Genomic DNA, 11,455 nt, shown 5'->3' with positions numbered 1-11,455 from the left:
CGCTTGAGCGCCGGCGGGACCGGCGAGTGGCTGTCCTGAGTCGTCAGGTCCGTGCCCTGGCCGCCCTTGGCCGGCGGCGTCGGGGAGTGGCTGTCCATCGTGGTGACCGGCGGGACCGGCGAGTGGCTGTCCTGAGTCGTCAGGTCCGTGCCCTGGCCGCCCTTGGCCGGCGGGGCCGGGGAGTGGCTGTCCATCGTGGTGATTTCTTCGTTCTTCGCTGCATCGCTCATCGTCGTGCTCCCCAGTGACGGTGTTGAGTGGTGAACGCCCGCTCGGCAACTCCCCCGAGGGCCGCCGAGCGGGCGTTACGGGGACGCTCACCTTAGCCGTGAGGTCCATGGCGACCGTCTGCCCCCCGACGCGACGGATCGACATACAGAGGCTGACAGGTGCTCATAAACGTTCGATGAACGCCCGCCGCGGGGGCGTCATGCCGCCCGGACGGGTGTGAGGAGGCCGCGGACCTCATCCGCTTCAGGGCCGCCCGACTCCTCATAGATCGTGAGCGCTTCACGCCAGCAGGCGCGCGCACGGTCGACCTGGCCGAGGCTGTGCAGCGACTTCCCCAGCAGAGTCAGCGCGTTGGCCTGCATCCAGTCGCCACCTATGCAGCCGGTTGCGAGCGCCTGTTCGGCGTGCTGCGCCGCGTTCGCCGGACGCCGTACCGAGAGGTGCACCTGAGCGATACGGAAGTGTGTGGTTCCCTCCCACAGACGCTGCCGGGTGTCGTTGAACACCTTGAGTGCCTCGAGGAGTTGCTCCAGTGCCTCCGCCGCACGCGCGGCCTGGGTGAGCACGATGCCGAGTGCGTAGCGCGCGTTGGCGAGCCGGAGCGTGAGTCCCAACTCGTCGTATATGGCGACGCCCTGACGCGCGAGATCCACCGCGTCGGTCGTGCGACCCATGGAGGCGACGACTCGGGAGAGATTGCACAGCGCGCTGGCCTCTCCGGGCCTGTTGTGGTCGGCGCGGAAGGCCTCGACCGCCTTCAGCAGGAACGCCTCTCCCTCGGCGTACTGGTTGGTGCAGTTGGCGACGATCCCCAGCTCGTTGGGGGCGTTGCTGCCGGTCCAGGGATCGTTCGCCACCTTCTGGAGCTCCGAGGCGCGCATGGCCTCCAGACGGGCCTCCTCGAAGCGGCCCACCGAGTTGTGCACCTGGGCGAGGGTGACACGGGCGCGGGCTTCTGCGTGTGCGTCGCCGACCGTGGCGGCGGCGTCCCGCGCCGCCGTCGCCGCGGCTTCGTAGCGGAGGGAGCTCGCACCGGACTCCGCCAGATCCTTGGCACTCAGCAGGAGGTCCACCGCCCGCCGCAGGCTGTCGGGTCCGAGGGACTGAGGGACACAGGCCAGGATGCCCCCGGCTTCCGCGTGCAGCCAGTCGAGGGCTTCCGCGCCCTCGTCGAACGTCAGGCCCGGCCAACGAGTGAGCTCCAAGTGCTCGACCGTCCGGTCTCCCGGGCGCTCCAGCGCGTACACCCCCGCCGCCGTCGCCAGATAGAAGTCCAGCAGCCGCGACAGCGCCGCCTCCCGCTCGTCGGGACCTTCGGTCCCCGGGGCCGGCTGCTCGTCCCTCCCCTGGCCTTCGGCATGGGTGACCCCAGCGCACGCGCGCGCGTAGAGCCGCACCAGGTCGTGGTACCGGTACCGCCCCGGCGCCGCCGACTCCAGGAGGGACGTGTCGACGAGGGCCTCCAGCAGGTCCTCGGTGTCCTGGGGCGACAGGCCGAGGACCGCGGCCGCCGCGGCCAGGGAGATGTCCGGGCCGTCGGCGAGGCCGAGGAGGCGGAAGGCGCGGGCCTGGGCGGGTTCCAGCTGGCCGTAGCCGAGTTCGAAGGTGGCCTTGACGGCGAGGTCGCCGGCCTGGAGCTCGTCGAGTCTGCGGCGTTCGTCGGCGAGCTTCGCCGCCAGTACGGACACGGTCCAGGTGCGGCGGGCCGCGAGCCGGGAGGCCGCGATACGGATGGCGAGCGGGAGGAAGCCGCAGGCGGCGACGACGTCCAGGGCGGCCTCGCGCTCGGCCGAGACGCGCTCCGCGCCCACGATCCGGGTGAAGAGCTGGAGCGCCTCCTCCGGGGACATGACGTCGAGGTCCACGAGGTGCGCGCCGGCCAGGTCGACCATGCGGACGCGGCTGGTGATCAGGGCGGCGCAGCCGGCCGTGCCGGGCAGCAGGGGCCTGATCTGCGCGGCGTCGCGGGCGTTGTCCAGCAGGACGAGCACGCGGCGGCCGTCGAGCAGCGAGCGGAACAGCGCCGCCCGCTCGTCGAGCGAGTCCGGAATCGCGGAGTCCGCGGTGCCCAGGGCCCGCAGGAACGCGCCCAGTACCGTCTCCGGTTCGGCGGCCCGAGCGCCCGCGCCCTGCAGGTCGACGTAGAGCTGCCCGTCCGGGAAGTGCGGCCTGGCCTCGTGGGCGACGTGCACGGCGAGGGTGGTCTTGCCGACGCCGCCGATGCCGGCGAGTGCGGAGACGGCCATGACGGACCCTTCGGCGGCGGCCAGCCGCGCGCCGAGTTCCCGTACGAACGCGGCGCGTCCGGTGAAGTCGGGGACCGTGGCCGGGAGCTGGGCGGGCCGGGCGGGCTGCGGCGCGCTCGGCGCGGGCTCCTCGACCGGACGGGCCAGTTCCGCGTCGGCCTGGAGGATGCGCTGCTGGAGCCGGGACAGTTCGGGGCGCGGGTCGACGCCGAGCTCGTCGGCGAGCAGCCGGCGCGTGTCGGCGTAGACGGCGAGCGCCTCCGCCTGGCGCCCGCTGCGGTAGAGGGCGAGCATCAGCAGTTCGCGCAGCCGCTCCCGCAGCGGGTGCGCGGCGGTGAGGGCCGTGAGCTCGGAGACGGCTTCCGCGTGGCAGCCGACGTCGAGGTCCATCTCCAGGCGGGTCTCCAGGAGCTGGAGCCGCCACTCCTCCAGGCGGGCCCGCTGGGTCTCGGCGTACAGGCCGGGGACGGACGCGAGCGGCTCGCCGTCCCACAGTCCGAGCGACTTGTTGATCAGTACGCGCGCCTGGCAGCGGTCGCCGCCGGCACGCGCCTTCTCCGCCTCGGCGACGAGTTCCTGCGCGACATGCAGATCGAGCGCGTCGGAGGGGGTGCGGATCGCATATCCGCCGGATTCGCTGAGGAGGACGCCCGGGTCCAGCACCTTGCGCAGCCGTGAGGCGTACGTCCGTACCGCCGCGAGGGCCTGCGAAGGCGGCTCCTCGCCCCAGATCGCGTCGATCAGCTCGGCGGCCGTGGCGGTGCGGCCCTCGCGCAGCAGCAGGGCGGCCAGCAGGGCGCGCTGCTGCGGCGAACCGGACGGCAGGGCTTCGCCGTTCCGCCAGGCGCGCACGGGTCCGAGCACGCTGAAGCGCAGGTCGCTGCCGCCGCCCGGCCGTTCCGGAGTGCGTTGCTCCGGAACGCGTGCCTGAGCGGAGGGCCCGTCCTCGCGGTGCATAGCTTCCCCCTGCATGCTGCCCGTAGCGCTGGTATCGCCGGTGTCGCACCGGTATCGCCCCCGACAGTCTGCCTTGTGCGGGCCCGACTCGTCAGCAGTGGGTGACTCTCTGCACAGGATCTGCCGGATACCGCCGACAACCGCCGACCGGCCGGGACCAGGGAGCTGACGGACCGTCAGATCAGCGCTACCGTGGAACGCATGGAGACCTTCCCGAAGATCATCTCGGTGGACGACCACACGGTGGAGCCCCCCAACGTCTGGCGGGACCGGCTCCCGTCGAAGTACCAGGACCACGGCCCGCGCATCGTCCGGGCACCGCTGAAGGAAATGACCTTCCTGGGCGGCAAGTTCGCCCCGGTCATGGGCCTCCCCGGGGACGACGGGCCGATCGGGGACTGGTGGGTGTACGAGGATCTGCACCGTCCGCTCACCCGGCTCGACACCGCCGTCGGCTACGACCGCGACGAGATCAGGCTGGAAGTCATCACGTACGAGCAGATGCGACCGGGTTCCTACAGCGTTCCGGACCGGCTCGCCGACATGGACGTCAACCACGTCCAGTCGGCGCTCTGCTTCCCCACCTTCCCGCGCTTCTGCGGGCAGACCTTCACCGAGGCGAAGGACCGTGAGCTCGGGCTGCTCGGGGTCCGCGCGTACAACGACTGGATGGTGGAGGAGTGGTGCGGGCCGGACGCGCAGGGCCGGCTGATCCCGCTCACGCTGATTCCCCTGTGGGACGCCGAGCTGGCCGCCGCGGAGGTACGGCGCAACGCGGCGCGCGGGGTGCGGGCGGTGGCGTTCTCCGAGATACCCCCGCATCTGGGACTCCCGTCCATCCACACCGACGCATGGGACCCGTTCCTCGCGGCGTGCGACGAGACCGGCACGGTCGTCGCCATGCACATCGGATCCTCGTCCAGGATGCCCTCGACCTCCGCGGACGCCCCGCCGGCCGTCGGCTCGACCATCACCTTCGCCAACTGCTGCTTCTCGATGGTCGACTGGCTGATGAGCGGCAAGTTCGAGCGCTTCCCCAATCTGAGGATCATGTACGCGGAGGGCCAGATCGGCTGGATCCCGTACATCCTGGAGCGCGCGGACGTGGTGTGGGAGGAGAACCGCGGCTGGGGCGGCGTCGCGGACAAGGTCCTGCGACCACCCTCCGAGCTCTTCGCCGAGCATGTCTACGGGTGCTTCTTCGACGATGCCTTCGGCCTGAGGAACCTGGACGCGATCGGCGTCGGCAACGTCCTGTACGAGACGGACTATCCGCACTCGGACTCCACCTGGCCCAAGTCGCGGGAGGTCGGCGAGGCCCAGATGGGGCATCTGGCGCCGGATGTGGTGGACCGGATCGTGCGCGGGAACGCCATCGAGCTGCTGGGGCTGACGCCCGAGGGGCTGTGGGCGGGGGCGTGACGCGACAAAGCCGCGGCCCCCGGTGAGGGGCCGCGGCGTGTGGCGGCCTTGACGCGCGGCGATCTCGGCGGCGGCCGGCACTCGCCCGTGCGAGGAGTCGCCACGACGTCTCGTGGGCGGAGAGCGTGGCGTGGCCGAGCGGGACGTGAGCGGTTCGCACTTCTCGGGGGCACTGCTCCACAAGCATGCGCAGGCTCCCCAGGAGGCGAGTAGCGTCGACCCCAGCAGAAAGGACGCGCCACGATGAGTACTCAGCCCGACCGGCACGCCCCGCCGGGCGCACTTCCCTCACTGCACACCATCGGCGACGTGAGGGCTGCCCTGCGCCAGGGGCGTGGCTTTCCCGGCGACCGGGAGAATTTCGAGAAGGACCTCGACCACGCCCTCAACATCTCCACCGAGACGGACCTGCGGGCGGTCGCGGAGGTCATCCGCGACTATCGCGGCCGCATCCTGCTGCACTCCGATCCCGATTTCGAGGCGGCTCTGGCAGAAGGTGTCGACCTTTCGCGGCGGCTCAAGGCAGGCGATCAGGAGACGTCTCGGTGAGCGGCACCACGGACATCATCGCCGTGGTCACGAATCGTGCGCAGCAGCGAGTAAAGACGTACGGGACGGTCGCCGAGGACGCGGTCGAAGCTCTCCGGCGTGAGCTGGAGCGCGCCCCGCGCATCGGCGTCCTTGTCCGGATGCAGGGAAACGTAGAGGTCTACAAGACGCGAGTCGAAGGCCGCGAGGGAATGCCTGGCCTTGCTGTCGCGTATGTCTACACGCCTCAGCCGCCACCGCAGACGATCGCCATCGTCTCCGTCGTCCCGGACGAGGTGCCGCGCGGCGACGACTGACCGGCAAAGCAATCGCCATGCGCGGTGGAACCGCGGGGCGCTCTGCCGCGGACGTAGTGAAGCGGCGGTGTCCGGTGCCGGCCCGGCGCCGCCGCAGCACGGAGCCTTCGTCACGAGGTGCGGGGCCGGGTCCGTGGCCCCCTCACCCGCTCACGTCCCTGAGGTACGCCCGGACAGGCCGCGGCTCATGCGCGCATGACGTGGACATCGAGGCACGGGCGCCCCCACCATCGGCACATGACGCTTACGCCGGCCGACGCCGACAAGATCCTTGCCGACAACTTCGCCCCCTGGGTGCTGGAGCTCGGCCTCTCCGTCGTGGAAACGGGCGATCTCCACGCCGTCCTGCGCCTCCCCTGGTCGGACCGGCTCGCCCGGGAGGGTGGCGCCCTGTCCGGCCAGGCGCTGATGGCCGCGGCCGACACCGCGACCGTGATCGCCGTGTCCTCGGCCCGCGGCGCCTTCGTCCCGATGACGACGGTCCAGCAGTCGACCACCTTCCAGCGCGCGGTGACCGGCGCGGACGTAGTGATCGACGCGCGGATCTCGAAGTTGGGCAAGCGGATGGCGTTCGCGGACATCACGATGACGGCAGAGGGCGCGACCGAGCCCGCGGCCCGCGCCTCCACGGTGTACGCGCTGCTGGGATAGACGGTGTTCAGGGGGCCGGGCGGATTCCGCCGGGCCGTCCGTCGCGGGCGGCCTACCAGGCCACGGGCAGCTCGATCGGGAAGCGCCGGATGGTCTCGGTGTCCCAGCGCACTTCCTCCGCGGGCACGGCCAGCCGCAGTCCCGGAAACCGTTCCACCAGCCGCCCGATCGCCACCTCCAGTTCCGCGATCGCCAGCGGCGCGGCGATGCACCGGTGTCCGCCCCAGCCGAAGGTCATGTGGGGTAGGGCCGGCCGGTCCGGGTCGATGGCGTCGGGGTCCGGGAAGCGCTTCGGGTCGCGGTTCGCCGTCAGGTACGACACATGGACGAAGTCGCCCGTCCGGATCCGTACCCCGCCGATCTCCACGTCTTCCAGGGCCACCCGGGGAATGCCGACCCCCTTGCGGAAGGGGATGAAGCGGAGCAGCTCGTCCAGGACGGCGGACAGGGTCTCCGGCCGGTTCCTGAGCTGCTGCATCAGCTCGGGGCGGGTCAGGAGGAGGTAGGAGATGTTGCTGATCTGGCAGGTGGCGGTGTCGTGCCCGCTGAGCATCAGCGTCAGCGCCATGACCGCCAGTTCCTGGTCGTCGAGAGCGTCGTCGCCGTCCTTGGCCGCGGCCAACGCGCTGATCAGGTCGTCCCCGGGGGCACGCCGCCGCTCGTCGACCAGCCCGCCGAAGTACGCCCGCAGCTCCGCCTTGGCGGTTGCCGCGGTCTGCCGGCTGTCCGGGCCGGTGGAGAGCAGCTGATGGGCGTACTTCTGCATCAGGGGCCGGTCGGCCAGGGGGATCCCGAGCAGCTCGCAGATGGTGTGCTGGGGCAGCTGGTCCGAGAGATGGCGCACCAGATCCGCCGGCGGCCCCGCCGCGGCCATCTCGTCGAGCAGCGTGTCCACGAGCCCGACGATCGCCATCCGCATCGGTTCCACATGCCGTGGGGTGAAGGCCTGCGAGGCCAGCTGCCGCAGCCGGCTGCTGCGCGGCGGGTCCATCACGTTGATCGACTCCGGGGAGACGATCGGCTCCGGCGTCAGCCGCGGATAGTCGTGCCCCATGATCTCCGCCCGGCTGAACCGGTGGTCTGTGGTCACCTTCCGTACCCCGTCGAACCCGGTGACCAGCCAGGCATGGGCGTCGCCGTACGGCAGCCGGATCCGGGTGATGTTCTCGCGGGCCATCAGCTCCGCGAGTGAGGGATCGAACTCCAGGCCATCGCTGAAGTCGAACGGGCAGGTGGTTACTTCGCCGGTTTCGGGCATTGCTGCTACTCCAGCTCCAGGACGACGATCGCTGCTGACGCGCACATGAGACGGGCGGGAGACAGCCGTCCCGGCGTTTCCCGCATATGCCATATGTGTGCACTGCATCAGTGCCGGACACCTCCGCACACCCGGATGGCCCCGTCCGACCGGCCTGCGGATGTCCCGACGGAGGGCGTGAGGACCGCCTGGACTCCGGAGCGGGGGGTCAGACCCCGCAGTCACCCGAAAGTGGCACTGTGGACGTGCGCATGACACTGCCGGAGTCGATCCGGAAGTTCCCCGCCGGAGCGGGCCGGATGGCGGCCCGGGAGATCACGGGCGCCTGGAGCCGGAGCGGGCGCAGTGCGCCGGGGCGGGCGAAGTACGCCGAGTCGAGCTGATCCGCCGGCCCGGCGGAACCGCGCCCGGGAGGAGCGGGGCCCGGGAGGAGCGGGGTCCGGAACCGGGCCCCGTTCTTCTGTGTGACGTCGCGGATCGGGCGCCGTCGGCCGCTTCCATCATGTTCGCGGCCTGCGAATCGTGACGCCGGACGCCCGCACACCCCTTGTCTGATGGAGCGTCAGCCAAGACCATGGTGGCCCATCGGATATGACGGATCGTCAGATCAAGGGGATCGATCATGGTGGTGTACGGGATGCAGCTCCCGGTCCAGTCGCAGAGCACCATCTACGCCGAGCCCTGGGAAGTCTCCGCGGGGCCCCTCGACCTCGTCGAGATCGCCCGCACCGCCGACCGCACCGGCTTCGCCTACATCGCGAGCTGCGACCATGTCGCGATCCCGCGCCGGCTCGCCGGCGCCATGTCGACCGTCTGGTACGACCCCGTCGCCACGCTGTCGTTCCTCGCCGCCGTCACCGAGCGCGTACGCCTCCTCAGCCATGTCGCCGTCGTCGGACTTCGCCACCCCCTCCTCACCGCCAAGCAGTACGCGACGCTCGACCATCTCTCCGCCGGCCGTCTGGTCCTCGGCGTCGGCGCCGGGCACGTACAGGAGGAGTTCGAGGTGCTCGGGGTGGACTTCGAGCGGCGCGGGGCCGTGCTCGACGAGACGATCGACGCGCTCAGGGCGGCGCTCGGGCCCGAGGAGTTCCCGCGGTTCGCCGGGGAGCGGTTCGCCTTCGAAGGGCTCGGGCAGCGACCCCGGCCCACCCAGGCCCAGGTGCCGGTCTGGATCGGCGGCTCCTCACCCGCCGCCGTGCGCCGCGCCGCCCTCAAGGGCGACGGCTGGCTGCCGCAGGGCGATCCGCGTGACCGGCTCCCCGCGCAGATAGCGAAGCTCAGGGCACTTCGCGCGGAGGCGGGGATCACGGACCCCATCGAGATCGGCGCGATCACCGAGCCGCTGTACGTCGGCGACGCCGCCTGGGAGGTCGGCCGACGGACCCTCACCGGCAAACCGGACGCGCTCGCCGAGTCGCTGCGCGCGTACGGGGCGATGGGCGTGGACCAGATCCAGGTGCGGTTCCGCAGCCGGAGCCGAAGTGAACTCACCGACCAGATGGCGGCCTTCGCTGCCGACGTCGCACCGCACCTGAACTGAGTCGCACGACATCTGAACCGATTCGCACCGCACCTGAACCGATTCGCACCGCACCCGAACCGATTCGCACCGCACCTGAACCGAGGAGAGTGGCATGGGGAAGCTGGACGGACGGGTCGTCCTCATCACGGGCGCCGCGCGCGGCCAGGGCGAGCAGGAGGCCCGGCTCTTCGCCGCGGAAGGCGCGAAGGTCGTCCTCGCGGACGTCCTGGACGACCAGGGCGAGGCCCTCGCCAAGGAACTCGGCGAGGGCACGGCCGCGTACGTACACCTGGACGTCGGCCAGGAGGCGGACTGGGCCGCCGCCGTCGCCGCCGCCAGGAGCGCCTTCGGCCGCATCGACGGCCTGGTCAACAACGCGGGCATCCTCCGCTTCAACGAGCTGGTGAGCACGCCTCTGGAGGAGTTCCAGCAGATCATCCAGGTCAACCAGGTCGGTGCGTTCCTGGGCATCAAGACCGTCGCGCCCGAGATCGAGGCGGCCGGCGGCGGCACGATCGTCAACACGGCCTCGTACACGGCGCTCACCGGCATGTCCTACGTCGGCGCCTACGCGGCGACCAAGCACGCCATCCTCGGCCTGACCCGGGTGGCCGCGATGGAGCTCGCCGGGAAGAAGATCCGGGTCAACGCCGTCTGCCCGGGAGCCGTGGACACCCCGATGAGCAACCCCGGGGGCGCGGACCCGGAGGCGCTCGACGAGCTGTACCAGAAGCTGGTGCCCCTCGGGCGGGTCGGGCAGCCGGAGGAGGTGGCGCGGCTGGCGCTCTTCCTGTCCTGCGAGGACTCCTCGTACATCACGGGCCAGCCGTTCGTCATCGACGGAGGCTGGCTGGCCGGAGTCAGCGTTCTCTGACGATTCCCGATTCTCTGACGCATCGTCAGATCAGCTCCGGCGGCTCTATTGACGCCTCGGACGCACGGTGGAACAGTCGACGCATTCAGATCTGACGATACGTCAGAAACGTAGGGACGGTGGTGGGACCCCCATGGAATTCGGGCTCTTCGTACAGGGTTACGTCGGCAAGCGCGCCGAGACCGACCCGCTCGCCGAGCACAAGGCACTGATGGAGGAGACCGAGTACGTCATCCAGGCGGACAAGTCCGGCTTCAAGTACGCCTGGGCCTCCGAGCACCACTTCCTGGAGGAGTACTCGCACCTCTCGGCGAACGACGTCTTCCTCGGCTATCTCGCACACGCCACCGAGCGGATCCACCTGGGATCGGGGATCTTCAACCCGCTGGCGCAGGTCAACCACCCCGTGAAGGTCGCCGAGAAGGTGGCCATGCTCGACCATCTGAGCGAAGGACGCCATGAGTTCGGCTCGGGGCGCGGAGCCGGCTCGCACGAGATCCTGGGGTTCATCCCCGGCGTCACCGACATGAACTACACCAAGGAGATCTGGGAAGAGACCATCGCCGAATTCCCCAAGATGTGGCTCCAGGAGGAGTACGTCGGCTTCCAGGGGAAGCACTGGTCGCTGCCGCCGCGGAAGGTGCTGCCGAAGCCGTACGGGAAGTCCCACCCGGCGATGTGGTACGCGGCAGGCTCCCCGCCCTCGTACGCCATGGCCGCCAGGAAGGGGCTCGGGGTACTGGGCTTCAGCGTCCAGAAGGTCTCCGACATGGAGTGGGTGCTGGACCAGTACAAGGGGGCGATCGGCGACGCCGAGCCGATCGGTGACTACGTGAACGACAACGTCATGGTCACCTCGACGGCGATCTGCGCGCCCACGCACGAGGAGGCCGTGCGGATCGCGGCGGGCGGCGGCCTGCACTACCTCCAGTCGCTGGTCTTCCGCTACCACGACACCTTCCCGCGGCCCGAGGGCTTCCCGGTCTGGCCGGAGACGCTGCCGGAGTTCAACGAGGAGCTCATCGAACTCCTCATCGCCGAGGAACTGCTGATCTGCGGCGATCCGGACGAGGTGCTCGCGCAGTGCAAGCGGTGGGAGCAGGCGGGAGCGGATCAGCTGTCGTTCGGACTGCCGATCGGCATCTCGAAGGAGGACACGCTCCAGACGATCAAGCTGATCGGCGAGCACGTGATCCCCAAGATCGACACGGACCCGGTCCACCGGACGACCCGCTTCCGCGACGCGGCATGACCGGGGGCTCACGCCGCCGGACCCCCGCCGGGGCTGCTTTTCCGGGCCGACCTGCGAAATCCGGCCCGTCCGGCGATTGAGGACACGGCCGAAGGCCGTACGGGGGTCTGGGGGCTTGCCCCCCGCGCGGCGGAGCCGCAAATCGACACAGTCGGGAAGGGGCGGGTAGGGGAGGAGGCCCCGCGCAGCGGCCC

Annotated in this window: 10 protein-coding genes and 1 pseudogene; 8 read left to right on the top strand and 3 right to left on the bottom strand. The window is 70.6% G+C overall.

Annotated elements, in window-relative coordinates:
- A pseudogene (locus ACWGI8_RS28900) lies at positions 1-230 on the bottom strand (hypothetical protein); the annotation flags it as partial.
- Positions 231-428: 198 nt separating this feature from the next.
- Positions 429-3,434, bottom strand: a complete 3,006-nt coding sequence (locus ACWGI8_RS28895; protein WP_453665280.1) for an AfsR/SARP family transcriptional regulator — start codon at positions 3,432-3,434, stop codon at positions 429-431.
- Positions 3,435-3,635: 201 nt separating this feature from the next.
- Here ACWGI8_RS28895 and ACWGI8_RS28890 point away from each other — a divergent pair, with 201 nt between their 5' ends.
- The 4 genes from ACWGI8_RS28890 (at position 3,636) to ACWGI8_RS28875 (ending at position 6,352) form a co-directional block, all read left to right on the top strand.
- Positions 3,636-4,856, top strand: coding sequence for an amidohydrolase family protein (locus tag ACWGI8_RS28890; RefSeq protein WP_453665279.1), 1,221 nt, complete (start codon positions 3,636-3,638; stop codon positions 4,854-4,856).
- Positions 4,857-5,099: 243 nt separating this feature from the next.
- Entirely contained in the window at positions 5,100-5,405 is a 306-nt protein-coding gene (locus ACWGI8_RS28885) for a DUF6247 family protein (protein WP_453665277.1), read from the top strand.
- The gene (locus ACWGI8_RS28880; protein WP_453665275.1) at positions 5,402-5,701 is read left to right on the top strand and encodes a hypothetical protein; all 300 of its coding nucleotides are present in this window, start codon (positions 5,402-5,404) and stop codon (positions 5,699-5,701) included. Before ACWGI8_RS28885 ends, ACWGI8_RS28880 begins: the two co-directional genes overlap by 4 nt.
- A 237-nt stretch (positions 5,702-5,938) precedes the next feature.
- A complete protein-coding gene (locus ACWGI8_RS28875) occupies positions 5,939-6,352 on the top strand; it encodes a PaaI family thioesterase (protein ID WP_453665274.1) in 414 nt (137 codons plus the stop codon).
- Positions 6,353-6,404: 52 nt separating this feature from the next.
- Here ACWGI8_RS28875 and ACWGI8_RS28870 read toward each other — a convergent pair whose 3' ends face one another.
- Complete coding sequence (locus tag ACWGI8_RS28870; protein ID WP_453665272.1) at positions 6,405-7,610, bottom strand: cytochrome P450; 1,206 nt, start codon at positions 7,608-7,610, stop codon at positions 6,405-6,407.
- A gap of 251 nt (positions 7,611-7,861) precedes the next feature.
- On the opposite strand from ACWGI8_RS28870, the gene ACWGI8_RS28865 reads away from it, so the two are divergent.
- From ACWGI8_RS28865 to ACWGI8_RS28850, 4 genes are all read left to right on the top strand, one after another.
- Positions 7,862-7,993 carry a hypothetical protein gene (locus tag ACWGI8_RS28865; protein ID WP_453665271.1) on the top strand — a complete coding sequence of 44 codons (132 nt, stop codon included), beginning with the start codon at positions 7,862-7,864 and terminating at the stop codon, positions 7,991-7,993.
- A gap of 239 nt (positions 7,994-8,232) precedes the next feature.
- A complete protein-coding gene (locus ACWGI8_RS28860; protein ID WP_453665269.1) occupies positions 8,233-9,153 on the top strand; it encodes an LLM class F420-dependent oxidoreductase in 921 nt (306 codons plus the stop codon).
- A gap of 94 nt (positions 9,154-9,247) precedes the next feature.
- Entirely contained in the window at positions 9,248-10,009 is a 762-nt protein-coding gene (locus ACWGI8_RS28855) for an SDR family NAD(P)-dependent oxidoreductase (RefSeq protein ID WP_453665268.1), read from the top strand.
- 133 nt (positions 10,010-10,142) lie between these two features.
- Positions 10,143-11,261: an LLM class flavin-dependent oxidoreductase gene (locus tag ACWGI8_RS28850; RefSeq protein WP_453665266.1), complete on the top strand. Its 1,119-nt coding sequence runs from the start codon at positions 10,143-10,145 to the stop codon at positions 11,259-11,261.
- The last annotated feature ends 194 nt before the right edge of the window (positions 11,262-11,455 follow it).

It is taken from the genome of Streptomyces sp. NPDC054841 (genome assembly GCF_053611045.1).
Note: the sequence above shows the minus strand (reverse complement) of the source record. Positions and strands in the feature narration are given on the sequence as shown.